The sequence below is a fragment of the Lederbergia citrea genome (genome assembly GCF_018343525.1).
GTDB classification, from domain to species: Bacteria; Bacillota; Bacilli; order Bacillales; family Bacillaceae_C; genus Lederbergia; species Lederbergia citrea.
Window position 1 is genome coordinate 765971 of the sequence record NZ_JAGYPH010000001.1, and the last position, 24695, is coordinate 790665.

Here is a 24695-nt window from a genome sequence, read left to right on the forward strand (position 1 = left end):
CATGAAAGTAGGGAAGAAATTGGAGATAAAAAATATAATAGAGAACGGCTGTTTTGATTTGCATTTACACACAACTGCTTCAGATGGAAGTTTTCCTCCGAGTGAAGTTGTGAAAATGGCTGCGCAAAAAGGTATAACAACGATTGCCATTACGGATCATGATACAACTGATGGGATTAACGAGGCTTTGGAAGTGGGAAGAAAATTAAAGATAACTGTTATACCTGGTATCGAATTAAGCACGAAGTATAAAGGAAGGACCATAGATATTTTAGGCTATCATATTCATGAATCAAAAGAGTTATCAGATGTTTTACAGAAAATGAGGGATCATCGTTATAATCGCTCTCAATTAATTGTAAACAAGTTTTGTGAACTGGGGATGACGATTACCTCTGAAGATGTTCAAAAATATAGTAAAGGAGACGTAATTGCCCGCCCTCATATTGCAAAAGCAGTCGTTGATAAGGGATATGCAAAAAATACCCAAGAAGTATTTGATCTTTATTTAGGTGATGGAAAACCATGTGCGGTGGATAAAATGGTACTCTCTCCCGAAGAAGGGATAAGGTTGATTCACAATGCCGGCGGTACAGCTGTCTTAGCGCATCCTTTACTAATTCAAGATGATTCGATAGTAGAAGAGTTAATGCAGCTCTCATTTGATGGAATAGAAGTCTGGCATCGCAAACATCGCAATGAGGACATCATCAAGTATAAAAGCCTAGCAAAAAAGTATAAAAAACTAATAACAGGCGGCTCAGATTTTCATAATGAAGATCATACGATTGGGGAGTTTGGATTCGAATTTTAATATCAAAAGAGCTGGTTTCAAAAGAAACAGCTCTTCTTTATCAATCTTTTAATCCTTTTAATAAGATTTCAATCACTTCGGGCCGACTAAACTCAGGAGGTGGTGTAATCCCATTACGTAACATTTCTCGAACCTTTGTCCCTGATAAGTGTAAATGGTCTTTTTTGTCATGTGGGCATGTTTTACTAGAAGCCATACTTTTGCATTTTGTACAATAAAAGCTATGTTCAAAGGCGAGTATCGTGATGCCAATGTCCTCAAAACTAAATTGAGTAAATATCTTTTGAGCATCATAAGTACCATAGTAATTACCTACTCCAGCATGATCTCTTCCGACGATAAAATGTGTGCAGCCATAATTTTTGCGGACAAGGGCGTGAAAAATTGCCTCTTTTGGTCCGGCGTATCTCATCGCCGCCAGAAATACTCCTAAGAATACCCGGTCAATCGGATAATAGTTCTTTAATAATACCTCATAACTATTCATACGAATATTTGCTGGAATATCATCTGATTTAGTTTCACCTACTAAAGGGTTTAAAAACAAGCCATCAACCGTTTCTAATGCTGTCTTTTGAATGTATTCATGTGCTCTATGAACAGGATTTCTTGTTTGGAATCCGACAACTGTGCTCCAATGTTTATTTGCAAATTCTTTTCTTGTTTCTGAAGGAGTTTTGTAGTAATTACTAAATTCAGGTTTTTTTGGCGGAAATTTTGTTAATTTAATTGGTCCTGCTGCATATACATTTGGCCGATTTAAAAGTTTTTTTACCCCGGGATGATCGGGATCGGTTGTTTGATACACTTTTTTAGCTTCCACTATTTTATTTGGTGCAAAAAGTTCTTGCAGTTGTAACACACCGTAAGTTTCATTATTAAAGGTTAGCCTTACCGTTTCTCCGATCGTTAGCTTTTGTGCAGCTTCTTCAGAAACTGGAAGGGTAATCGGGATGCTCCACACTATCCCATTTGCTAATCTAATATTCTCTAATACAGATTCATAATCTTCCTTTCCAAGAAAGCCAATAAGTGGACTATAAGCTCCATTGGCTATTAATTCTAAGTCAGAAAGGGCCATTGCATCTATTTCAATTTCACTAGTAAGCTCAGAAGCATTGTAATCTAAATCGATTTGATTCACTAGCTTCCCACCATGAGGGATACTCAATGTCAAAATTAATCACTCCTTCGTATTTAGCTCAAGAGTATCGAAAAGGTAAGATGAAAGGATTTCTACAGCTTCATCTATCGATAATTTATTTGTATCAATAATGATTTCAGGGTTTTGTGGTTCTTCATATGGCTGATCGATTCCTGTGAAATCTTTTATTTCTCCTTTTCTTGCCTTCTTATACAGTCCTTTTGGATCCCGCGTTTCACACTCTTCAATTGAACATTTCACATATACTTCAATAAACTCATCTTGCTTAAATATGGCTCTTGCATTCATCCGCTCTTTTTCAAATGGAGAAATAAGTGCAGCAAGCACTACCACTCCAGCATCCACAAACAGCTTGCCGATTTCGGCTGCTCTCCTAATATTTTCCTGTCTATCCTCAGCAGTAAAAGAAAGGTTACTATTAATGCCGTGACGAAGATTATCCCCATCTAATAAATAAACACTAATGTTCTTTTTGTATAATTCATTCTGAACAGCATTGGCTATGGTTGACTTTCCTGATCCCGATAGTCCGGTAAACCAAATCATTATACTTTTATGGCCATGTTGCTTTTGTCGCTCCTCTTTTGTTAGCGTTGATTGATGCCAAACAATATTTTTATCTGACTCACCATTATTATTCAAGCTACCATGCTCCTTTCAAGTTTATTTATGCTCAACTAGTTTGATTATCTATCGGAGTAAAAAAACTCCATTTGCGGAGATATAGAAAAACACTGCTAATTATTTTCTAATATACAGTTCAGTTTATGGATAGATTAATACATTGGAAACGGCATAAATAAAAAACAAGCATAAACCTATGAAACCATTGCTTTTCAAAATGGGGGTTTTTTCAGCAACTTTCCTATTTCAAATTATAGTATTTCAACATATCATGTATCAGAAAATTGGAAAAATTATTATGTTTTTAGGAAACATATTTAATCCGAAATGGATTCGATTGGGGAAGTGATAATGGAATTAGGAATTATTGGTATGGGACTGTTTGTTGGATTTCTAGTCGGTTTGACTGGAGTAGGGGGAGCGGCACTTTTAACTCCAATATTAATGTTAATAGGGATAAACCCTGTCGTAGCTGTTGGGACCGACCTGTTTTATAATTCTGTAACTAAATTGTTTGGAACAATCCAACATTGGAGACAGAAGACCATTAATGGAAGATTAGTATTGTATTTGTCCTTCGGTAGTATACCAGGTGCGGTGATCGCAATAGTATTACTCAAGGTTTTTGACTTTTATTTTCAAAATCAAGAACATATTATCAAACATTCCATTGGGTATGTTCTCATTTTCGTCGCTGCCGCAACAATTTATCAAAATTTTTTTAGTAATCACTTTAATAAAAAACAGGAGCAAGCTGATCCAATAAAAGGAAAGAAAGTGTTAACGATATTAATTGGTTTTGTTTTAGGATTTATTGTTGGATTAACATCGATTGGATCTGGTTCATTATTTGCACTTGCATTCTTGTACATTTACAGAATTAAAACATCTAAAGTCGTTGGTACAGATATTGCTCATGCATTCGCTTTAGTTACAGTGGCAGGATTACTACATGCAGGACTTGGAAATGTCGATTTTCTATTGGCGGGTAATCTGTTAATAGGATCAATACCCGGCGTACTATTAGGAAGTTCTCTATCTACAAAATTACCTGCAAAACCACTTAGATTCATTATGGCGGTGATCATATTAATTAGCGGCATAAAGATAATACTCTAGTTGGCTATTCTTTGTATAAAGGATAGCCAGCTTTGTTTTCTCTGGAAATTTGAGTTTATGAGAATCATTCATTTTATTTTAAACCGCTTTGTCCCATAACATTCTGTTGAAATCTGCATTTAGTAATATAAGAAAGGAAGGAGGTGTAATAATAGATGAAAGCAAAAAGATTGCGCCGTAAACTACGGAGATGCCGTCGTCACCATCGCCAATGCTTGATTAAGTTGAAAGCTTGTTTAGGTACGTAACTAGTTAATGACTAGAATGAGATAGGCAGAAAAGCCTCTTTTTTGATGGCCTGTTTTTTTTGGAGGATAAATAAGAAAAACCGCCTTCTTTAAAAGAAGTACGGTTATCATTCATTTCTTTAGCGTTCCCAACTAAAATTATCGCCTAAATAATCCTCCAATTTCTCATTATAAGGTTTAAAATATTTAATTAATCTTTCCCTCATATGCTCCTCCATTTTTGGATATGGATGACTTGCTTCCTTCGTATACTCAAAATTCCATTCAGGTAAATCTAAAAATTGACAAACTTGATTTATACCTATCCTTGGATTGCGATAGTAATTTTCACTCTCTAATATCAAAAACTGTTCCCTTGGAAAAAAGTCCATCCATCTTTTCAGTTGATCTACATAATTCCCTCTTGCCAAGTAAGTTCTATTTATGTTTGGCTCAATTATTCCGTTTAATTCCTTGTCGATTGCTTCCTCAAAGGTCAATTTCTCCAATTCCCTCCTTTTAAAATGATGATAGTGGGAATATGCTCTATCGACAGGATTTCTTAACAATACGATTAGTTTTACATTTGGCATGGCATTAAATACTCTTTCGGGGACTTCTGGTATGAAAAGATACCTTGGTGTTGCTTCTCCTGTAACTAAATTAGGTTTATTTATTAATTTCTTTTTGTTAAGTAAAGGGAAATTATTTTTGTACGAATCTATACCTTTACTATACTCATCTTCTTTATCAAAAAAATGAAGCTCTTTCCTTTTGGCGCTTACAATCGATGAATGTTTAACTAGATTTTTATAAAGTGTCGTCGTTCCACATTTCATGGCACCGATAATTAAGAAATCCGGCATCCTTTCGTGTGAAGCTAGGAACTGCTCTTTCTTTTTGCCCACTTGTTAACCTCCTTAATCATTCTCCATTTTCAGATGGGACCCTCAAAATAGTATATGAAAATCAATTCGTTTAGGGATAAGTATTTGCGGAGTTTTAATAGGAATGAACGAAATATTGCCAAAATGAGTCATATTATCTTTAGCATTTGTCCTGTCACAATGAGACAGCGCTTCATACAATGAAACTAGAAATGTAAAAAGTTTATATCTGTCTCTGTATTAATTAAAGGCTGTGTGATATTTTCTAGAAAATTAGGGCGGAAACTAGTATAAGGAAGTGAAGCGAATGGACAATTATAATAAAAAAAATAAATTAGTCATTTTTATGCATATTCCGAAGACAGGTGGAGGGACGTTAAACAGTATATTAAAAAAACAATACGAAGAAACCGAAATAGTACGCAATGGGGGGTTTTGGGGAGACAAAAAACCTTGGAAAAATCATTTTTCGGATAAGCAAATACAAAAGCTTCAATGTATTAGAGGTCATTTTCCATTTGGAATACATGAGCAATTTCCAAAAACATTTACCTATTGTACAATGCTCCGAAATCCTGTTGAACGCGTAATTTCATTATATTATCACATCATAACGAGTCCCCAAAATCGTATGTATCAGAAGGCAAAAAACTTAAATATGAAACAGTTTTTGGAAAAGGATGTTTTTAAAATCCAGACAAAAAATTTACAAACTCGACAATTTTCAGGAGGGGGCTCTCCAGATTTACAATTGGCGAAAGAAAACTTGAAAAACTACTTTTCGGTAGTCGGCATAACTGAAATGTATAATGAATCTTTATTTTTCATGAGTCAGGAATTAGGCTGGAGTAACCTTAACATCAATTATAAAAAGAAACATGTAAACCCCAATAGATTGACAAAAGATCAACTGCCAGAAGAAGTAATTGATATTATTAAGAAAAACAATCAGTTGGATATGGAATTATACGAGTTTGCGAAAAATGCGCTTGAGGAAAAAATAAACAATTTAGACAGTATAACTAAACAAAAACTGGAAAATTTCTCACCATTTTCATAATAGTGGAAGGAAAGATTGAGGGAGGTTAGTATTGATGAAAACGAGTTTGCCAAAAATTTTAATTTCCTGTGTAGGCGAGAATACGGATAAATTTAATTTTCGGGTGTTGACTTTGTTCAAGACCCTTAAAAAGTATGGTGGGAAACTTGCTGAAGCGAAGTCGGTTGCGAACTTCGTACAATCGGTTGACCCTCACGTTGAGAAAGAGTTACAAAATATAGGGGTAAAAGTTAACATAGTGGAGCCTTTTATTCAAGGATACCCTTATGCCAACAAATTAAGGATGCTGGAAATGAAGGAGGAATATGACGTCTTACTTGCACTTGATTGTGATCTGGTCGTCGCAAAAGATTTTTCCAGTGAGATATCCTCTAATTTTATACAGGCCTGTACCCCCTATATGGATCCTCTAACAATCGAAGAGTGGGAGAATTTATTTTCACATTTTAATCTTAAGTTACCTTCTGAAAGGTATGAACTTTTAGGTCCGAACCGTGAAACAATTTCATATTTTAACAGTGGGGTTGTGGCAATACCAAAAATCTACAATGACAAATTATTAACATCTTGGGAAAAGTATATTCATGCGCTATTAAAACTTGATAGTCTATCAAAAGTCAGAACATTTACTGATCAAATTGCGCTATCACTAGCTTTAGCTGACGAAGGAATTCCTAATAAGACGTTTCCTATCGAGATGAATTTCCCAATTCATAACAGAATACAATCAAAATTCAACCCAGATAAAATAGATCCTTATATTATTCATTATCATAATCGTGTAACGAAAAAGAATCTAATTAAAAAATCGGGAAACAAAAAAACTGATAAACATATTAAAAAAATTAATTCTTATATAAATAATGGTGAATCAAAAGATTAAACCGTCTTAATAGTGGGAGGGCAAAGAGCATTTATTTTGCTTTCTGACGAGAAGGATGAAAAAAAGGACAGGCAAAACACCGACAATAAACGATCGGTGTTTTTTTGTAACGAGTAATACACTCTCCACTAATGCCTTCACCATTCACTACATTCTTACATAAATATAATAAATGAAAATTATACAAGCTCAGGAGGCACCTGCATTGACTAAAATCAAAAAAGATGTAATTGTAACCGGGATTCCAAGAGGAGGAACTACATTATCGGCGGCTTTATTGGATAATTTAGAAAATGCAATTTGCTTAAGTGAGCCGTCTTGGCAATCAAGATGGTTTAAAAGAATAAGCGATGCTAATAAGGTAACGGAACTCGTAGTGAATGATTATAAAAAAGTTCGCAGTGATATTATCGAAAATAAACCGATTAAAGATTTCCGTAACGAAAATGGCAGCCCAATTACAAACTATTTTAACGATAAAAAGGACGGAGAACGGGAAAACATTCGAAAACAAAGAGAGGTTACGTTTCAAGTTGAAAATAAAGATTTTTTGTTAGGTATGAAACACAATGCCCATTATACAAGTATACTTCCTCAATTAATAGAGACTGATTTTTTTTCTATTATTGCAATTGTAAGGCATCCAGTTCCAACCATTATGTCTTGGAAATCATTAAATATTCCTATTAGTAATGGCCGATTGCCTCACGGTGAACCATTTTGGAAGGAACTCCGAAATATCACTCGCTCAAAAGATAAGTCACTTGCTCCATTAGTTTCCATTTACGACTTATTTTGTCAGCGCTACCTATCACTTAGTAATGATATTCATCTTCTGAAATATGAGGAAATCATTAAAAATCCCCGAGTTTTTGAACAATTAACCGGTCATTCATACAAGGAAAAAGTTAAACTATCAAATCGAAACAAAAGTAAACACTATAACTCCGCTTTAGCTGATGAAATAAAAAATAAAATTATTAATCATGCTCCACATGCTATAAAACTTTATCCCTTGGACGATGATTCGATTATTAAGAAGTAGGTAAGGGTAACATCGTTTCCATGCGAAAAAAAGGAGGTGGCAACACATGAGCGTTTCTGTAGGAAAGTGGACTAAATATAAGTTGCTTTTGGAAGATGAAAATCTTGCCCCTTATCTTCCTGTAACTAAATTATTTACAGAGGAATCATTATGGGAAATGATGGACATATATGATGAACTAATCATTAAACCATGCTTTGGTCACAGAGGGAAGGGTGTCATTCAAATAACTTCATCCTTAGAAGAGGAATTTGATATTCAAGCTGGAATTGAAAAAATTACTATTCATGGAAAAAAGCCATTATATGATTATTTAAGGGAAAACCACTGCCCTCCTAAAAGACGTTATATCGTTCAGAAAAAGATATCACTTGCCAAGATAACTGATTGTCCATTTGATATTCGAGTGATTGTACAACGTAAAAAAGACTCATTAGAATGGAATGTCACCGGTAAACTTGCCAAGATTGCGCGGGATGGTTTTATCATTACAAGTGCGGCAAAAGAACTTGTACCTTTAGAAGAAGCTATTAAAAGATCATCTTTAAACTCTCAACTATTAAAAACATTGTTAATTGATATAGATCAGGTTTCGTTAACTGCAGCCAGCCAATTAGAAAAATATTATACGAAAACACGCATTTTTGGGTTTGATATGGGAATTGATCAAGATGGGGGAATATGGATTATTGAAGCAAACCTGACACCAAATATTGCTATGTTTAATAAGGTTGAGGATAAAAATGACTATGAAATAATTAAAAGTTATAGAAAAGGTTAAAAAGAGAAGAAGGTAAAAAAGACTTCCATTAGAGGAAGTCTTTTTTACGAATCTTGAGTAATACGCCTACTTCGGTCCTACAGTTTCGTTGCAATTTCCGATGAAAGTTTGTGGAGAAGTAAGCGTAGTAAATGTTGTTACGATAGTAGTGCCATCTTGACCTGTTGTAGTAATACCAACCGTAGCCGTAGATATTTTGTTTATACTAACAAAATTAAAGGTTTAAAGTTTAGGATTTACTATTATTTCCAAAATCTTTCGTAATGACTGGAACATAGTTTTCCACTTTTCCAATTATTTGGCTTTTTTGCTTTAATGTCTTGTTAGAGCGCTTATAGGTGTGAGAATTATTATTAGCTCTTCTTATATATACATAATTATATCTGCTCGTTGTATGAATTTTGATTTTACTCCTTTTACATGCTCTTACAAATTTACTGTCAGTACCATTCCCTACAATAGACGGAAATTTATTGTTTGGATATATTTCCTTTTTGAAAATGAGTGTTCCACCCTTTAGAGAACTACTTCCCGCTAGATTCTCACTTCCTATATTACGTATTGTTAATAGTTGCTCTTTCTCAAAATACATAAACGATTTTCCTTTTCCAACTAACTGTGCATCTGTTGTTGTAAATACTTCCATAGCCTCGGTTAAATAATATGGAGAATAGTAATCATCATCATCGAGTTTTGCGACAATATTATATTGAGATATTTCGATTCCGAAATTTAAACATTCGCCTAGCGACTTTTCTTCTGGGAGCTGGTAAATTGAAACATTATCTTTGTCCTTTGAGCGTTCCTTCCACATCTCAATTTCCATATCATCCTTATTTAATATAATGATAAGCTCTTTTTTTCCCCATTCCTGTCTTTCAAAATTCTCAAATATATTTTCCATCATATTGTCTCTAATCGTACATGCAACTAATGAAACCATTTCCATTCCTCCTAGAAAAATTCTTTTTTATCATATGAGGTAATGTTAGAAAAGTGATTTAATTGGCAAATCTGCATTCTTACCTATTTTTATATGTAGAATGATACAAACCTATTCTTCAAAGTGATTGTTGAATAATATGTAGGACAACGAATGCTGGATCCTCAATTAGTTTTTAAAAAACTTGCAAATCAAGGGAGTGGCAGGTGATTTATATTAAAGGGAGTGACATATTGAAAGGAATTATTATTGCTGGAGGAACTGGTACAAGACTTAGTCCTTTAACTAGGGTAATTTCCAAGTCATTGCTGCCTGTTTATGATAAGCCAATGATTTATTACCCACTTTCTGTTTTAATGCAAGCGGGTATAAATGAAATTTTAATTATTACCACACCAAATGATAAGCCTAGATTTATAGAGTTATTAGGAGATGGTTCACAGTTAGGTATTTCTTTAAGCTATGAAGTGGAACCAACACCAAAAGGAATTGCCCAAGCTTTTATTTTAGGAGAAAAGTTTATAGGTGATGATCATGTTGCTTTAATACTAGGTGATAATATTTTTTATGGACATAATCTACACTCAATGCTACGTAAAGCTATGAAAAGGAAAACAGGTGCAACTATTTTTGGGTATTTTGTAAATGATCCTGAGCGTTTCGGAGTAGTCGAGTTTAATGACGCTGGAAAAGTGTTTTCAATCGAAGAAAAACCATTACATCCAAAAACAAACTACGCTGTTACAGGGCTCTATTTTTACGATAATCGAGTTGTTGAAATTGCAAAGAAACTTAAACCTTCAGCGCGAGGGGAGCTGGAAATAACCGATATAAATAAAACCTATCTAGATATGGACGAAATACATGTTGAGTTATTAGGAGAAGAATATGCTTGGATTGATACAGGTACGCATAATTCCCTTTATGAGGCAGCACGTTATATAAAAGAAATAGAAAATCAAAAAAATATTAAAATAGGTTGCATAGAAGAAATTGCGTATAAAAAGGGGTTTATCTCAAAAGACCAATTAAAATCATTGGCACACCCATTATTAAAAAGCGATTATGGTAAAAGTTTAATGAAAATGGCAAATCTTAAGTAAACAAATTTTAATATTTTTTAAAATTGAGGAGAGATCTTATGATTCCCGCTTATGATTTTTCGATTAAACCAAACAGTAATATGGTCATCTGTTGTTTAGCAACAGGTAAGAATCATGAGGATGCACTTGAAATTATGAAACCGACCGTCGAATATTATGGAAAGCTTCATAAAATTGATACCTTATTTTTTAAAGAAAAGCTGCTTCCGAAGGAAATGGCCAAAAAACATAAAATATTATTATTATATAACCTATTAAAATACTATGAAATTGTCATGTGGATGGATTCTGATACCATTTTCGTTAATCCAGAAGAAGATATTCGAAATGAACTAAATACAGAACATGTTGTATATATGGCAAGTTATTTTGGGAGAGAGCCCCTTTTTCCAAACTCTGGTGTTATCGTTGTTAAACGCGATCCGAAGACGTTTGAAATATTGGAGAAAGTATGGACATTTAAGAGAAAACATGGTCGTGGATGGTGGGACCAACAAGCTTTTTTAGAGCTACTCGGGTTCAAAAACGATTATATTAATATCCTTGCCTATAACGGGCCGACGGAATACACCCCACTTATCGGAAATTTACATCTTAAATGGAATAGCCGACCGAATCGAAAAGATGTTTCTAAAAACCCAGTAATTATGCATCATTGTGGATTGGATTGGTGGGTAAGGTTAAAAAGAATGAAAAAGAGTTATCAGCAGTTTCTGAAAAACATTGAAAGAAATAAAACTGACAGGGAAATATGACTTCCAATAAACATAGCAAAAGGAAGCCTGCTTATGAGGGGAAGATTACAACATGAAAAATCTTGCGATAGTAGGTACTGGATATGTAGGCTTAGTTACTGGTGTATGTCTCTCGGAAATCGGTCATAATGTGATTTGTATAGACATAGATCAAGGGAAAATAGATAAATTAAATTCCGGAAAGTCACCTATCTTTGAGCCAGATTTAGAAGAGTTAATGATAAAAAACATTAAAAGCGAGCGTTTATATTTTACGACTGATCATTCGGAAGCATTTAAGAATTCTGAAGTCATTTATATTGCAGTTGGTACTCCACAGAAGTCAGATGGTTTTGCGGACCTAACATCTATTGAACAAGCTGCAATACAGATCGGCCTTCATGCCAAACGAGATGTAATTGTTGTAACAAAAAGTACAGTTCCAATTGGTACAAATGAAAAGATCAAGAATATTATCCTCCAATATTTAGTATCTGATATAAAAGTAGATATTGTTTCAAATCCAGAGTTTTTACGTGAAGGATCAGCTGTACGTGATACGTTTTATGGTGATCGAATAGTTATCGGAGCAGAGTGCCAGGACGCCGCAAATTTAATTGAAGAAATCAATAAACCCTTTCAGATACCCATTTTTAGAACCGACATTATTAGTGCGGAAATGATTAAGTATGCATCAAATGCCTTTTTAGCAACTAAAATTAGTTTCATTAATGAAATCGCAACTATTTGTGAAAAAATTGGCGCAAATGTAGAGGATGTTGCTATTGGCATGGGGCAAGATTCACGTATCGGTTATCAGTTTCTAAAACCTGGACTCGGATATGGCGGTTCTTGCTTCCCAAAAGATACGAATGCCCTCTTTCACATCGCCACCCATGAGGATTATTCATTTGCCTTATTAAAAGCAGTCATAGATGTTAACAAAAAGCAGCAAACCCTTCTTGTAGACAAAGTTAAGCAACGATTTGGTATTTTAGAGGGAAAAAAATTTGCCGTGTTGGGCTTAGCGTTTAAACCTAACACTGATGATTTGCGAGAGGCGGCATCAATAGTAAATATAACTAGATTTATAGAAGAAGGCGCAGAAGTAATTGCTTTCGATCCGGTTGCAATGCAAAACGCAAAGAGAATATTACCTGCAACAGTCCAATTTGCACAAAGTATCGAGGAAGCCATTCATGGAACAGATGCTGTATTTATTGTTACTGAATGGAAAGAATTTATCGATTTCCCATTAAATAAATATGTAGAGTTAATGAAAAAACCTATTATTTTCGATGGTAGGAATTGCTATTCAATAATTAAAATGATGGGATATCCTATCGAGTATTATTCCATTGGAAGGCCGGTTGTCAATGAAAATTATAATAAATAATCATTTTATTCTTTACCGGATTATTGGCAATGATTTGCACCCAAGACACAAAAAAGGTCAATCGCGGGAAAACCTTAAATTTGTTCTTGAAAATGAGGCGGAATTGGAAAATTGCGAAAAAAAATGGGTCGTTAATCGAATTATTGATAGAGATGAGGAAAAGGAGATTATTGAGCTATTGCAACACCATAACCAACAATTTATTCATCTTCCATTTCTAGAAGATGAATACCGAAAGATTGGATGGGATACTGATTGTCTTCCTAAGCCTGGATATCTCGCCAGCAAGGATTTTGAATCTTTGAATTCTGAAATAAGGAAAAGAGTAATAGCGGCAACATACAGACTGAAAAATAACTACGTAATGAACATAAACGGTGCTCGAAATGCTGCTTTGCGCGATGGAAAGTCGCGGGGAAAATGGATTCTACCTTGGGATGGAAATTGCTTTATTACACAAACCGCTTGGAAACAAATTTGCACAGATGTTCTTTCTTCCTCCGATATAAAATATTTTACAGTCCCAATGACAAGAGTGATCGATAATGCACAATTATTGACTGATGAGTTTATTCCGAATCCAGTTGAAGAACCTCAAATAATTTTTAGAAATGATTCCTTAGAAGAATTTAATGAGCAATTCTGTTATGGTCGTCGGGATAAAGTTGAGTTGTTTTGGCGTCTTGGTATTCAAGGAAAGTGGGATAATTGGAAAGATGATCCTTGGGACCAAAATCGGGGACTGAAATCAGCCGAAGCAAACCAATTCGGAGCTGGGGGTTGGGTAGCCAGAATGTATTCTGGTATGGAGAAACTTGAGAAGGATTCGAAAAAAAGCTTTAAACAAAGGGGACTTGCAAGAATTGACGCAATTATTAGTACAATTAGGCATTTGGACACAATGGTTTCAAGGAGAAAAAATTCTAGTGATCTTTTAACCTATCAGAGTGAGGTTTTAAATAAAGAAAGGAATAACTATCAAAATGGAGAACAATTACCTCCGGTAGAACGGCTTATCAATGATGCCAAAGAGGCTTTAACAAGAGGGCCTTATTCAGTTACCGACAAAAGTACACTTCCCCCAAGTGGCCTCATCCATGATTACTGGCATCCTGCTCCTTATTGGTGGCCGAATCCGAAGAAAAAAGATGGACTTCCATATATTTGGAAGGATGGACAACGGGTTCCCGGAACAAAGTTGTATGAACCCGAAAGTGATAAATATGACCGGACACGAATTCAGCGCGTGTTTGATGACTCTATTACCTTAGCGCTTGCTTGTTTTTTCACGGGCGATAAAAAATACGCTGAACATGGAGCAAGCATATTTCATCAATTTTTTATAAACCAAGAAACGAGAATGTCACCACATTTAAAATATGCTCAAGTTAGAATGGGACATAAAAAGAATACTGGTACGAGTCGAGGAATTATTGAATTGAAGGATATGTACTTCTATCTTGATGCCGTTCGAATACTTTATTCAGCCGGCGCTATAGCACAGGAATCTTTAAATAGTTTTAAGGAGTGGCTCTCAAATTACCTTGATTGGTTAATTCAATCACCTCAAGGAAAGGAAGAGCGAAAAGCACTTAATAATCATGGGATATATTATGATATACAAGTCGCCGCTATTGCGGATTTTTTACATGATGAATCATTATTGTTTGAAACATTAGTTAGAGCACAATCAAGAATCGCGACTCACATTACTTCTGATGGTTTACAACCAGAGGAACAAAAAAGACAAACATCTGCACATTATTGCTTTTATAACATGCAAGGATGGATATATATGGCACAAATTGCTTCTAGATGGGGTACCAATCTCTGGTCTTATGAAGCACCAAATGGAGCTAGCTTGATAAAAGGGATCCAATGGCTTTTTTCTCAAATTGGGGAAAAATGGCCTTTTAAGCAAATTGATGATTTTAATTTAGATCGCTATTTACCTATTTGGTTTTCAATTCCTCAATCCTCAATCACCTTACCAACAGCTGCTCATTTTCCGAAGTCAAAATACTTAGTAAATCCTAGGTTTTTCGCAGATGAAGGGGTCCGTCCCTATTGGAATTTAGGACTGAATGATTTTAGTGATTCCAATGCGGTAGAAAAGAAAACATCCGACATACAGTTCTCTCTAAAAAAGAATTTAAATAATATTGAAGAATATTTTAGAATTAGCACTTTTAACGAAGAAAATAAACAAAAACCTGAAATTGCATTTGCTATTTCTCTTAAGAGCAAAACTGTTTCGCATGATTGGGAAAAAGTGCAAAAAAACTTGGCTTTAACCTTAAGATCGCTATTTAGTAACACTGACCAAAATTTCCGCGTTATTATTGCCGGACATGAAAAGCCAAATATAGAGGAGCTTAATAATATACGCGTTACATGGGTACCCGTAAAGTTTCCACCTCCAAAAAGTTCCAGAGGATTTGTGAGTGATAAGTATCGTAAACGCAAGGCTATCGGCGCATATTTAAGAAAAAGTGGTTTTTCTGGGTACTTTATGCCTTTAGATGCCGATGATTGGATACATTATAGATTCGTTGAATATATACGGTCCCTTCCTATTTCTGATGCATTTATTCTAAACAAAGGATTTATGGTCAATGTATTTCAAAATGAAGCTTGGGTAAGGGATCTCTTTTATAAAGGATGTGGGAGTAGTGCGGTGTTTTACTTTTCTAATGAGAATTTTCCAAAGACAACTAAGTCAGATGTAAAGAAATCTCCATTTAACAATGTTATTAAATCCCATGTTAAAGTTCCAGAATACGTAAAAAACCACACAATGATTGACTTGCCATTCGTTACCTGGGTTCTCGCACATGGTGATAACGTAAGCATGATTAAAGGAAAAAAAGATAATCGTATAAGTGCGAAACATTATAACTCCGTTGGTGAAAAACTGGCAGACTGGTTTTATCATTTTTTCAAAATTAAGGAATGAATAGATGCGGAAGTTTTCTTTATGGAAAGTGCTGTGAAATACACATGGGGTAAGCCTTTTAAAGCTTACCTTTTTTCTTCTTTATTAATGGGTAACATATCAGTTACCTTGTATTCAGTTTTAGCATGTAATAAGAATATGGATTGAATTGTTGCGGTAAAACACCAACAATTTATAAAACTGGAGGTTAGCGGATAATGTATTGCCCCTATATTGGCATCTTAGTAGACGGACTCGTTTACAGTGGCGTTAAAAAAGGATATACGTATTTTGAATGTTTACCATATTACGAGGAAGCAGGTCGGAATAATCATTTTAAACCGTGTTATTTTCGCTTGAAGGATATTAATCCTGGAAATAGTACGATTACGGCTTATGTTCTCGGTGAACGGAATAACTATGACTTACAAGTTATCCCTAAGCCGACAATTATTCATAATAGAGGTCTTTTCTTTACAAAAATGGCGAGATCAAAGATTGCCGCCTTACAGAAAGAGGGAATCATCTTATTTAATAGCTGGAATCGGTATGAAAAATTACAAGTTCATGAACTATTGACGAAGAAGAGTTCTTTATGCTCTTATTTACCTGAAACAGTAAAAGCATCTAAAGATCATATGGAGGAAATGATGAGTAAACATGATGAGTTAATCATTAAGCCCAGTAGTGGAAGCCTTGGAAACAGTATTATAAAAGTAGCCAAGGTAAGCAATGAAAACTGGGAAATAATTTTTCAAAAGAATAAGAGTTTAGTAAAGGAATCATTTGCAAATATAAAATGGCCTGAAAAATTAATAACAATCGTCTCTAACCCACGCTATATTATCCAGCAAAGAATCCCGCTTGCAACCTATCAAGCAAGTCCTTTTGATTTACGGGTTTCTGTTCAACGTAATGGTATTGGAGAGTGGCAAGTATCCGGAATTGTCGGGAAAGTTGCACAAAAAGGAATGTATGTAACAAATTTAGCAAAAGGAGGCACTTCCCGTCCATTATCCGTTTTATTACAAGATTTGCCCCATCTTAATCTAGAAGATGTTTCAACAACGATCAAAAACTTTTCCATCGAGATTGCAGAACAACTTGGAGAGCATATACCTTATCTTGCCGACATTGGTCTAGATATTGGGATAACTAATGAGGGGTTCCCGATGTTTATTGAATGTAATGCGAGAGATTTAAGAATAACATTCCGCAATGCAACCATGATGGATGAATGGAAAGCAACCCATATTACCCCCCTTAACTATGCGATTTTTTTAATGAAAAATAATCAAAAGCATAAGGAGGGAGAGCAGTGAAACAAATGACCATCCGTGAAATAGTGACCGCTATTGAAGCATCAATGATGTTTGGAAACCAGGATGAGAAAATAAAACATGTTGTAAGTCGCTGTGAAAATATTAAAGACCACACACTTTTTTTTCATTTTGGAAAAAGAGACATCAATAAAGAAATGCTTTCTGAAATGAACAATTATGTAATTGTAACGGATGATAAAAGCGTAGCCGAAACAATGAACGGAAAAGGAACATTACTTATTGTGAATGACAGTAAACAGGCTTACTGGGATTTTATTAATTATTATCGTGATCAATTTAAGATTCCTATTATTGGTGTAACAGGAACATGCGGAAAAACAACGACGAAAGAAATGATGAAACATATTTTTAGAAAAAAGTATCACACTCATTCCACATATTTAAGCCAAAATGGTTTGCAGTTTAATTTGAATTATCTGCTCGGACTAGAAGAAAAAACCGACGTAGCTATATTTGAAATGGGAGTAGCTTATCCGGGCAATATTAAAGTTAGTGGTAAATACTTTAAACCTACCATCGGGGTTATTACTAATATAGGGGAAGCTCATTTGGATGGTTGCAAAACTTTAGATGCGTATATTAAAGCTAAAGGTGAAATGCTCGAGGCTTTAGATAATAAAGGAATGCTCATCATAAATGCCGATGATGAATATTCAAAGAAAATACCAATGGATTGTTATGAAGGTACTGTTCGTTTATTCGGTATTAATAACAGTTCTGATTATCAAGCATCTAACATTAAGTATGAAGAAAGTGGTATGAGATATACATTGGTTCATTCAAAAAATATGTATGAAGTATATATTCCAAGTCACGGAGAACACAATGTTTACAACAGTTTAGCTGCAATTGCAACTACACATATGGTAGGTATTCCGATACAAGAAGCGATAAATAGGCTACGGACTTTCAATGAAATGGACCGCCATGTGAAAGTGCATAAAGGATACAGGAATCATACCATTATCGATGATACTTGGAGCTGTAATAAAACCTCTGTTATGTCTGCGATCAAAGTTTTAAAAAAAATCGCAAACGAAAAAAAAGAAATCATGGTTTTAGGAAAAATGCAAAGACTCGGGAACAAGACAAAAGAACAGCATTTGAAGCTGGGGAACATGATAATGGAAATGGGCGGAGTCGACCATTTAATAACTGTTGGTCCAGATGCTGCATTAACAGGAAAAAAAGTGATTGAATTAGGAATGGACGCATCTAAAGTAAGCTTCGTTGATGATGCCGAAAAACTTGATTCTGTCTTAGAAAGTATATGCGATAAAGAACCGATTATTTTATTTAAGATGTCTTTAGGGAAAATGAAAGGCGCATATCGGGAAGTCGTAAAGAAATATTGCAGGAAATCTTGAGCGGTTATTATTTTAAAGATATAACATCCTTTGAGTCATTCTTTACGGCAGCACATAAAATATTTTAAGCGACTTAGAGGATGGTGTTTTCATATGCAATCAATTGTTTTTTTAGGGAGCAACAAATCAGGTACTAGTAGGGATGCCATCAAAGCTGCAGAAGACCTCGGTTACTTCACAGTCTTAATAACGAATAAGGATCGTTTTATGAAACAAAGAGATGAATTCCACGATGTGAAGAAGATGATTTATGTAGAGAGTATCGATCGATCGCATTGTAAAGAACAAATAACTATTTTACAACAGCAAGGAATAGACATTTGTGCTTGTATTAGCTTTGTCGACCCTTATGTTCACCTTGCAGCAATGCTTTCAAAGGAGATTGGCTTATTCCAGTCATCGACAGATGCCTTATTTAAAATGGAAGAGAAAACCCGGATTCGTGAAGCTTTGAAGAATCTTTCTGTCACTCCTTTTTATACTTTATTCCATCCAAACGAATTGGTAGATTCATTTGTTGAACAATACAAAAATCAGTTACCTCTTATCTTAAAACCCCCAGCCTCAAATGGATCGAAAGATATCTTCCTTGTTGAAACGAAAAGCGATTTTAGGCAAGGCCTAAAACAATTGAAAAAAAAGCACCCTAATATGCCAGTTTTAGTTGAAGAATACTTAAATGGGCCCCAATATTTAATTGAAGTTGTGGCTTATAACAATCAATTAAATATTATTGGAGTTATTGAGCAGGAAATTTCAAATGATAATCGCTTTATCGTGATGGGTTATAAATATCCTGCGGCATTAGTCCACGAAGAATATGAAATCCTCGAGGAAGCAATCACGACCATTTTAAACTCACTAGATTTAAGGGATGGATCTTGTCATTTAGAAATGAGAAACATTAAAGGGAAATGGAAGTTAATCGAGATTAATCCAAGAATGTCTGGAGGAGCGATGAACCGGATCCTTTACGAAGGAACTGGAATAAATTTAGCCAAGGAAATTATAAAATTATATTTAGGCGAGATTCCCTCTTTTATTACTTCGAGAAATACGCATGTATATGCCCGCTTTTTAACAGTTTCATCGGCCGGAAGATTATTAAAGGTGACAGGTGAAAATCGTGCAGCAAACTATGAAGGCGTAAAAGATGTGTATGTTAAGCCGCATTGTGGGAGTTTGTTAACGGAACCGTACTCGCTTGGAAATAGATATGCATACGTAATCGCAAGTTCTGATACGCAAGAAGAAGCTGAGCGGATTGCGCTGAACGCTGCAAAGGAAATTAAATTCTATATCGAACCATATTAAGGGATGTGTTTGTTTGACATTAATAGGAATGCTCCATTTTCGTAAAAGTCCTTCAGAAGTGAAAAAAGCATATGCATGTGCCGCTGTTGCAAAAATGGAAAATGTCCCGTTCGTCTATTTTTCCTATAACTCAATCGATTTTAACAGTAAAAAAATTAATGGCTGGGTATATGAAGATGGGAAATGGGATCAAAGAGAAATAAGGTTTCCAGATGTTGTTATCAATATTAGTTCTCCAAAAACAAAAAAACAATTAGTTATTCAAAGACAATTAAAAACAAGTACAATATTTACGAGTTATCCGGTTGGAAACAAAATGAAAGTATATGAAAAAATAAAAAAAGGGGACCAATTCGTTCATGCTTTAATACCATCCGTCAAATTAAATAGTGGGGAAGAAATATTAAGTTTATTGAATACGAATTCAAGAGTAGTCATAAAGCCTTTTACTGGTCATCATGGAGAAAATGTTATTTTTTTTGAGCAAGGAACGGATGGAACGGTTATTATTACGGATAGTTTGAGCAAGTGGATGAGCAATAAAAATGAATTACTCACATTTGTTGAAACATTAACAGATCAACAGTCATACTTGCTCCAACCTTTTATAGAATGTAAAACGAAAGCGGGTCTAATATATGATTTTCGTATTCATGTACAAAAAAACGGGCTTGGGGAGTGGGAGGTTAACTTAATTTACCCAAGAATTAGCGGTAATAATAAATTGATTAGCAATATTAGCAGTGGAGGATATCGCGGAGAATTATCTTCATTTTTACGGGAAGAATTTGATAACCGGGCTTCAGAGATCAAGGAGTTACTTGAGACCTTCGGCATACAGTTTTCTACACATTTTGATACTTTATATGAACACTCATTTGATGAACTTGGAATAGATGTTGCAATAGATCAAAATGGTAAGCTTTGGATATTTGAAGTCAATTGGCGTCCTGGTGCCAAAAATCGTGAGTTTGAGGTTGCAAAGCGCTTAATTCCTTACTGTCTTTATCTTATAAATAGGTGAAAGTCTAATTTCTTACTTTGCCTATACGATTGTCATGAAAATTGAATATGTTAATGTGAACACACAGATATTGTGGAGGAGGGAATAAAAGATGGATAGCAATGATAAACATCATGATATTTGCAAAGCATTAGCAGAGATAAAAAAATTACAGGATTTCATTGTGGAAAGTAAGACACCATATTTCGGAAATCTTTTAGCTAGAATTGTAGATGCAGACACAATCCCCTTCCTCCTGCAAACAAATGAAGGTTTTTTGGGAATAATGGGTTCCCATGAAGTTAATGGAGAAAAAGAATATTTTTTTACAAATTTCTTCCGTATTGAATCTATTAATATGCGTTCGTGCAGTGCTACTATTTCATTGCTGCTTCCTATTGATATCCACGGAAATACGACCGATTCCATAGATGAAGTCATGATTTTAAGAAAAACATCTATACGTAGAGAAATTGATTTATCTGGTATTTTTGCTATTCAAGCATTAGATACTAAATTTCTAAAAAGAAAAATCATTATTCAACCAAAATGGTGAGTTATTTACTTATGAAATCATATATTTCCTATTATCCTAGCAAGGTCATATCCTGCATCATATTTTTTTGCTTCGCTTGAAAATTTTTCTTTCCAAAGAAAGCATGGGCTTTTTTCTCTAATTTATTTAACATCATATCGTTTTCAAATAAGGTTACTCGGATCTGCTCTACTAAAATAAGTGCATTTGGTCCGGTGATTTGCTTTGCGATTCGTTCGAGAAGTATTTTCGCATCAACTGCAAATTTAGGGGCAAAGCTATGACACATAACCATATTGATTTGTAGACCCTCGCTATATTCACTAGTAAATTCCCGGCGGACACCTCCTCTTACACCTGCATAACCATAAGATATTTCAGAGATAGCCCGGTAAAAAAGGATCATTCCGTCAGCATGGCTTGATTCCGGGTGTAACCGAAGTTCACTCACTTGTGAAACTAACCGTTGTACTATTAGTTTTGCAGACTCCATTGTTTTCCACCAATCTAATAATCGCCGTTTTTCCTCTACACTCATACTCATAGGCCGCGTGTCAAGCATCTTTTTCCTTACCTCCTTTACTTCCTCAGTTAAAGACGGGGAATCGCTTGAATATTCTCGATCCGTTTTAGGATGCTCTCCCATTCAGATCCAAGAAGGGCTTGCCCGAGCCGGATTGCCTCATTAATCAATTGTGCCATTTGTCGGTTTAAATTCCTACTTAGCTGAATCAAATAAAATACATCGGGATTTGCCCCTGTTACAGCTAGCTCAAAATTTGGACTTAATTGCTTTGCACTAATACGCAATGTATCAAGGTCAAACACAAGCATTTCCTTTGCGAGAGGAATATGTTCACTTTTACGTAATCGGTTTATCGTCCCATGCACCGAATCAAAATCATAGCCGATATCAGCTACAGAAGCATGGTAGGGATTAAGTCCAGGTGCGGTTCGTATTGAAGGAACCTTGCGAAAACCGGTAGTTATTGAACAAACGACTTCTTTTGCAGCCATTCCTTTTTCTAAGGTAGCAGTGATGGCTTCAAGATAGTAATCTCTTTGATTGGAGTTCATACCAATAAAGGGAGCTGACATCTATTTGTCCCACCTCGTTGTAAAATATTATTCTGCTTAATCTTATTTTGAACCTGGTGCGGGCTGATCTACACCTTTAACATGATGACGATGTCCATTATCCTCTGTTGTAAAGAAATCATAATAATGCACATGCATTCCATTTCCGATTGGGATTGCGGGACCTGAATATGCCTTATAATGGTGTGTATGACCATCTTCAAAGAGGACATAGCCTTCTGTATAGTGAACATGGCTTCCATCCTCAGTTGGAATCGCAGGGGAAGTTACATCGAGGCATTGATGAACATGTCCTGCGTTAACAGATGTGTAATCAACAGAACCATGATTGTGATGGGGAACATATCCCGAAATAAACTCATCTTTTCCTATTTTCTTCATCATACTATACTCCTTTATAATAAGCCTTAAAATATAGTTATTCATAAGGGAGTTGTACTCATACCATACATTTTAGAAGTTGATATATCTAAAGAAGTAGGTCAAGGATATAATGAAATAATGATTGTACAGATGAGGAGGAATAATGGATGTTAGCTGAAATTCAAGCATCGGAATAATAGGTTGTTTATAGAGATTAAGATATCAGGATGGCATACTTTCCTTATGTCATCTTGTTTTTATTCGTATTATATTTTAGAAGATGAATAAATCCTAATTCGTTGCAGCATTATTCTTTGTAGGACTTTTTGCTTTACGTATTAATTTTCCTCCATCATAAAATTTCCCATACTTTTTAACTAATTCTTGCGCTTCTTCGGACGTCGGAATATCACCATTTGCTTTGTATGTTAAGAAGTATGCGTGAGACTTTCCACTATAAAATACCCAACTAAAAAACTTCATAGCAAATTTATGAGCCCCTTTATTTCGGAAATTAGCCATCGATTTCTTTTCCCATACAGTCATTGTAAGTCCATACCCCTCCTTGATATGACCTTTCATCTCAGCATAAAGTAATCCTTTTGACTTTTTCATTTGTTTCATAACAAATTGACTTACAATCCCGTTTACAATTGTTTTCCAAACTGAAAAACGTTCACCAAGGGTGATAGAAACAATAGCATCGTCAGGAAAATCAATATTATTTCTGTCTCCATAAGTAATCGTTGCTCCGAATTTATCTTCCGGTTTTTTATGTGTAATAAACTCCTTATCTTCCACTGAACTCATCCTTTCGTCATAGGCGCTTTGTTAGAATTATATAATAAAATTGAATATTCTGGAATAGGGAACAGAGTGGGAACAACTATTATTAAAGAGAAAAGTGTGGACCTTATGGTTTAGGGGTAAAACTATAGAAATGAATATATAACATAAATTTCAAATGGACGTATAGGAGCTATAATGATTAAAACCATTGCTGTCAATAAAGCGTATGAGTTGATTAAAGATCTTGAGATAGAAAAATTAGTTTCTGGAGAATATTTATGGTACTGGATAGATTTTGACCGACCGAATCACGAAGAAATTGAATTATTAAAAAAACCATTAAGCTTTCATCCGTTAGCGATAGAGGATTGCACAAATACATTACAAAGGCCCAAATTAGATTACTATGAAGATCATATATTTTTTGTAACCCAGTCAATTAATCCGACCACCCATTTAAGAGAAGAAGTAAATCTTTTTTTAGGGGAAAATTATATAGTTACTTTCCACCAAGGGGTTACTGAAGAAGTAGACAAGGTATGGAAACAACTCGAACTTTCGTCAAATTTAAAACAATGGGAACCAATCCAGATTTTGTATCATATTCTCGATAATATTGTGGATAATTACTTCCCTCTCGTGGAAAAAATTGAGGATACCTTAAATGAAATTGATGAAAATTCCAATAAAAAATCAATGGGATCACTTCTTGATGAATTATTTGAAACGAGAAATCATCTTCTTTCTTTAAGACATGTAGTGTCGCCTATGAGAGATCTTGCCTATCGGCTTCTCAATTCTCAAAGGTTTACTGAAATTCAAAAGAAGAAAGCGTATTTTTCTGATATTCACGACCACTTATTAAAACTTACTGAAATGATCGAGGAAAATCGGGAATTGACAACGGACATAAGAGACAGCTATATTTCCTTAAATTCACACCAAGCAAATCGTGTAATGAAGGTTCTCACAGTCATCACTACTATTTTTATGCCGCTTACATTAATCGCAGGCATATATGGCATGAATTTTGAAAACATGCCCGAGTTAAAGTGGAAATACGGTTATTTTGAAGCTTTAGCTCTAATGTTTTTAATTGGATCGGGAATGTTCATTTGGTTTAAGAAAAAGGGCTGGTTTAAATAAGAATTGATTTTCCGGTATAAA

24 protein-coding genes are annotated in these 24695 nt (G+C 34.8%); 16 read left to right on the forward strand and 8 right to left on the reverse strand.

The genetic code is table 11. The annotated features are described in order from the left end of the window. The first annotated feature begins 1 nt into the window (after window position 1). Window positions 2–814, forward strand: a complete 813-nt coding sequence (locus KHA88_RS03965; protein ID WP_249312893.1) for a PHP domain-containing protein — start codon at window positions 2–4, stop codon at window positions 812–814. A 40-nt stretch (window positions 815–854) separates the two neighbouring features. Here the strand turns inward: KHA88_RS03965 and sat are convergent, their stop codons facing one another. Both sat and cysC read right to left on the reverse strand, forming a co-directional pair. Then, window positions 855–1991: a sulfate adenylyltransferase gene (sat, locus tag KHA88_RS03970; RefSeq protein WP_213106966.1), complete on the reverse strand. Its 1137-nt coding sequence runs from the start codon at window positions 1989–1991 to the stop codon at window positions 855–857. A gap of 6 nt (window positions 1992–1997) precedes the next feature. Then, the gene (cysC, locus tag KHA88_RS03975) at window positions 1998–2621 is read right to left on the reverse strand and encodes an adenylyl-sulfate kinase (protein WP_213097058.1); all 624 of its coding nucleotides are present in this window, start codon (window positions 2619–2621) and stop codon (window positions 1998–2000) included. Between the two features lie 333 nt (window positions 2622–2954). Between cysC and KHA88_RS03980 the strand changes: the two genes are divergently transcribed. Beyond that, window positions 2955–3722, forward strand: coding sequence for a sulfite exporter TauE/SafE family protein (locus KHA88_RS03980; RefSeq protein ID WP_213097057.1), 768 nt, complete (start codon window positions 2955–2957; stop codon window positions 3720–3722). A 367-nt stretch (window positions 3723–4089) separates the two neighbouring features. Here KHA88_RS03980 and KHA88_RS03985 read toward each other — a convergent pair whose 3' ends face one another. Next, window positions 4090–4857, reverse strand: a complete 768-nt coding sequence (locus KHA88_RS03985) for a sulfotransferase domain-containing protein (RefSeq protein ID WP_213097056.1) — start codon at window positions 4855–4857, stop codon at window positions 4090–4092. A gap of 286 nt (window positions 4858–5143) precedes the next feature. Between KHA88_RS03985 and KHA88_RS03990 the strand changes: the two genes are divergently transcribed. The 4 genes from KHA88_RS03990 to KHA88_RS04005 all read left to right on the forward strand — a co-directional run bounded on the left by KHA88_RS03990 (window position 5144) and on the right by KHA88_RS04005 (window position 8605). Continuing rightward, window positions 5144–5896, forward strand: coding sequence for a sulfotransferase family 2 domain-containing protein (locus KHA88_RS03990; RefSeq protein WP_213097055.1), 753 nt, complete (start codon window positions 5144–5146; stop codon window positions 5894–5896). Window positions 5897–5930: 34 nt separating this feature from the next. Beyond that, a complete protein-coding gene (locus KHA88_RS03995) occupies window positions 5931–6779 on the forward strand; it encodes a glycosyltransferase family protein (RefSeq protein ID WP_213121429.1) in 849 nt (282 codons plus the stop codon). Between the two features lie 205 nt (window positions 6780–6984). Further along, window positions 6985–7824, forward strand: coding sequence for a sulfotransferase domain-containing protein (locus tag KHA88_RS04000; RefSeq protein WP_213106969.1), 840 nt, complete (start codon window positions 6985–6987; stop codon window positions 7822–7824). Between the two features lie 46 nt (window positions 7825–7870). Then, window positions 7871–8605 carry a YheC/YheD family protein gene (locus tag KHA88_RS04005; RefSeq protein ID WP_213106970.1) on the forward strand — a complete coding sequence of 245 codons (735 nt, stop codon included), beginning with the start codon at window positions 7871–7873 and terminating at the stop codon, window positions 8603–8605. A gap of 229 nt (window positions 8606–8834) precedes the next feature. On the opposite strand, the gene KHA88_RS04010 is transcribed toward KHA88_RS04005, so the two are convergent. Beyond that, on the reverse strand, window positions 8835–9548 hold the full coding sequence (locus tag KHA88_RS04010; RefSeq protein ID WP_213097051.1) for a glycosyltransferase: 714 nt from the start codon (window positions 9546–9548) through the stop codon (window positions 8835–8837). Between the two features lie 233 nt (window positions 9549–9781). On the opposite strand from KHA88_RS04010, the gene rfbA reads away from it, so the two are divergent. The 9 genes from rfbA to KHA88_RS04055 all read left to right on the forward strand — a co-directional run bounded on the left by rfbA (window position 9782) and on the right by KHA88_RS04055 (window position 21299). After that, window positions 9782–10651 carry a glucose-1-phosphate thymidylyltransferase RfbA gene (gene rfbA, locus KHA88_RS04015; RefSeq protein ID WP_213097050.1) on the forward strand — a complete coding sequence of 290 codons (870 nt, stop codon included), beginning with the start codon at window positions 9782–9784 and terminating at the stop codon, window positions 10649–10651. A gap of 38 nt (window positions 10652–10689) precedes the next feature. Continuing rightward, window positions 10690–11406, forward strand: a complete 717-nt coding sequence (locus KHA88_RS04020; protein ID WP_213097049.1) for a putative nucleotide-diphospho-sugar transferase — start codon at window positions 10690–10692, stop codon at window positions 11404–11406. A 52-nt stretch (window positions 11407–11458) separates the two neighbouring features. Further along, entirely contained in the window at window positions 11459–12781 is a 1323-nt protein-coding gene (locus KHA88_RS04025; protein WP_213097048.1) for a UDP-glucose dehydrogenase family protein, read from the forward strand. Beyond that, window positions 12762–15737 (forward strand): alginate lyase family protein, encoded by a 2976-nt coding sequence (locus KHA88_RS04030; RefSeq protein WP_213097047.1) that lies wholly within the window; start codon window positions 12762–12764, stop codon window positions 15735–15737. The genes KHA88_RS04025 and KHA88_RS04030 overlap by 20 nt, the downstream gene beginning before the upstream one ends. Window positions 15738–15934: 197 nt before the next feature. Next, window positions 15935–17038 (forward strand): YheC/YheD family endospore coat-associated protein, encoded by a 1104-nt coding sequence (locus KHA88_RS04035; protein ID WP_213106971.1) that lies wholly within the window; start codon window positions 15935–15937, stop codon window positions 17036–17038. Between the two features lie 5 nt (window positions 17039–17043). Continuing rightward, window positions 17044–18426 carry a UDP-N-acetylmuramoyl-tripeptide--D-alanyl-D-alanine ligase gene (locus KHA88_RS04040; protein ID WP_249305943.1) on the forward strand — a complete coding sequence of 461 codons (1383 nt, stop codon included), beginning with the start codon at window positions 17044–17046 and terminating at the stop codon, window positions 18424–18426. 93 nt (window positions 18427–18519) lie between these two features. Beyond that, window positions 18520–19740: an ATP-grasp domain-containing protein gene (locus KHA88_RS04045; RefSeq protein ID WP_213106973.1), complete on the forward strand. Its 1221-nt coding sequence runs from the start codon at window positions 18520–18522 to the stop codon at window positions 19738–19740. A gap of 58 nt (window positions 19741–19798) precedes the next feature. Next, complete coding sequence (locus KHA88_RS04050; RefSeq protein ID WP_213106974.1) at window positions 19799–20764, forward strand: YheC/YheD family endospore coat-associated protein; 966 nt, start codon at window positions 19799–19801, stop codon at window positions 20762–20764. Between the two features lie 91 nt (window positions 20765–20855). Further along, on the forward strand, window positions 20856–21299 hold the full coding sequence (locus KHA88_RS04055) for a CotY/CotZ family spore coat protein (RefSeq protein WP_213106975.1): 444 nt from the start codon (window positions 20856–20858) through the stop codon (window positions 21297–21299). Between the two features lie 31 nt (window positions 21300–21330). On the opposite strand, the gene KHA88_RS04060 is transcribed toward KHA88_RS04055, so the two are convergent. The 4 genes from KHA88_RS04060 to KHA88_RS04075 all read right to left on the reverse strand — a co-directional run bounded on the left by KHA88_RS04060 (window position 21331) and on the right by KHA88_RS04075 (window position 23540). Continuing rightward, complete coding sequence (locus KHA88_RS04060) at window positions 21331–21840, reverse strand: hypothetical protein (RefSeq protein WP_213106976.1); 510 nt, start codon at window positions 21838–21840, stop codon at window positions 21331–21333. Window positions 21841–21869: 29 nt separating this feature from the next. After that, a complete protein-coding gene (locus KHA88_RS04065; protein ID WP_213106977.1) occupies window positions 21870–22376 on the reverse strand; it encodes a hypothetical protein in 507 nt (168 codons plus the stop codon). 42 nt (window positions 22377–22418) lie between these two features. Further along, a complete protein-coding gene (locus KHA88_RS04070; RefSeq protein ID WP_213106978.1) occupies window positions 22419–22757 on the reverse strand; it encodes a YmaF family protein in 339 nt (112 codons plus the stop codon). Between the two features lie 273 nt (window positions 22758–23030). After that, window positions 23031–23540 carry a hypothetical protein gene (locus KHA88_RS04075; protein ID WP_249305812.1) on the reverse strand — a complete coding sequence of 170 codons (510 nt, stop codon included), beginning with the start codon at window positions 23538–23540 and terminating at the stop codon, window positions 23031–23033. 183 nt (window positions 23541–23723) lie between these two features. Between KHA88_RS04075 and corA the strand changes: the two genes are divergently transcribed. Beyond that, entirely contained in the window at window positions 23724–24674 is a 951-nt protein-coding gene (gene corA, locus KHA88_RS04080) for a magnesium/cobalt transporter CorA (RefSeq protein ID WP_213097037.1), read from the forward strand. Window positions 24675–24695: the final 21 nt, after the last annotated feature.

Excerpts from the sequence above, each read along its gene's own strand:
- KHA88_RS03965 (WP_249312893.1), top strand. The coding sequence starts at position 2 with ATGAAAGTAGGGAAGAAATTGGAGATAAAAAATATAATAGAGAACGGC.
- KHA88_RS03980 (WP_213097057.1), top strand. The coding sequence starts at position 2,955 with ATGGAATTAGGAATTATTGGTATGGGACTGTTTGTTGGATTTCTAGTC.
- KHA88_RS03990 (WP_213097055.1), top strand. The coding sequence starts at position 5,144 with ATGGACAATTATAATAAAAAAAATAAATTAGTCATTTTTATGCATATT.
- KHA88_RS03995 (WP_213121429.1), top strand. The coding sequence starts at position 5,931 with ATGAAAACGAGTTTGCCAAAAATTTTAATTTCCTGTGTAGGCGAGAAT.
- KHA88_RS04005 (WP_213106970.1), top strand. The coding sequence starts at position 7,871 with ATGAGCGTTTCTGTAGGAAAGTGGACTAAATATAAGTTGCTTTTGGAA.
- KHA88_RS04010 (WP_213097051.1), bottom strand. The coding sequence starts at position 9,548 with ATGGTTTCATTAGTTGCATGTACGATTAGAGACAATATGATGGAAAAT.
- KHA88_RS04020 (WP_213097049.1), top strand. The coding sequence starts at position 10,690 with ATGATTCCCGCTTATGATTTTTCGATTAAACCAAACAGTAATATGGTC.
- KHA88_RS04025 (WP_213097048.1), top strand. The coding sequence starts at position 11,459 with ATGAAAAATCTTGCGATAGTAGGTACTGGATATGTAGGCTTAGTTACT.
- KHA88_RS04030 (WP_213097047.1), top strand. The coding sequence starts at position 12,762 with ATGAAAATTATAATAAATAATCATTTTATTCTTTACCGGATTATTGGC.
- KHA88_RS04035 (WP_213106971.1), top strand. The coding sequence starts at position 15,935 with ATGTATTGCCCCTATATTGGCATCTTAGTAGACGGACTCGTTTACAGT.
- KHA88_RS04040 (WP_249305943.1), top strand. The coding sequence starts at position 17,044 with ATGACCATCCGTGAAATAGTGACCGCTATTGAAGCATCAATGATGTTT.
- KHA88_RS04045 (WP_213106973.1), top strand. The coding sequence starts at position 18,520 with ATGCAATCAATTGTTTTTTTAGGGAGCAACAAATCAGGTACTAGTAGG.
- KHA88_RS04055 (WP_213106975.1), top strand. The coding sequence starts at position 20,856 with ATGGATAGCAATGATAAACATCATGATATTTGCAAAGCATTAGCAGAG.
- KHA88_RS04060 (WP_213106976.1), bottom strand. The coding sequence starts at position 21,840 with ATGCTTGACACGCGGCCTATGAGTATGAGTGTAGAGGAAAAACGGCGA.
- KHA88_RS04065 (WP_213106977.1), bottom strand. The coding sequence starts at position 22,376 with ATGTCAGCTCCCTTTATTGGTATGAACTCCAATCAAAGAGATTACTAT.
- KHA88_RS04070 (WP_213106978.1), bottom strand. The coding sequence starts at position 22,757 with ATGAAGAAAATAGGAAAAGATGAGTTTATTTCGGGATATGTTCCCCAT.
- corA (WP_213097037.1), top strand. The coding sequence starts at position 23,724 with ATGATTAAAACCATTGCTGTCAATAAAGCGTATGAGTTGATTAAAGAT.